The organism is Chryseobacterium sp. SIMBA_038, from assembly GCF_046535115.1.
GTDB lineage: Bacteria > Bacteroidota > Bacteroidia > Flavobacteriales > Weeksellaceae > Chryseobacterium.
The window spans coordinates 1-242 of the sequence record NZ_JAWRXH010000393.1; the positions used below are offsets into that span (position 1 = coordinate 1).

Here is a 242-nt window from a genome sequence, read left to right on the forward strand (position 1 = left end):
TCCTGAAAGCATTTTCAAAATGAGAAACATTCTCATACTGAATATCATCAATTTCCAGCCATTTTACTTTCTGACAAAAGTCGATAAGCACATCCAGATAAACATTGGTACTTGTAGCCTTTTGAAGAAGCCCAAAATAAGACAAACTACCCAAAAGCTCTTGTAGAAGTTTTCTGGAGATATAAACAATATTCCGCTCCTCTATCTTGGTTTTAAAGTCATTAATAACCTGCTCATCTTCG

At 34.7% G+C, this 242-nt stretch carries 1 protein-coding gene; it reads right to left on the bottom strand.

Features of this window, described 5'->3' with window-relative positions; genetic code table 11:
- The coding region (locus SB689_RS24020) for a hypothetical protein (protein ID WP_410694531.1) at positions 1-242 on the bottom strand (242 nt) is incomplete at both ends.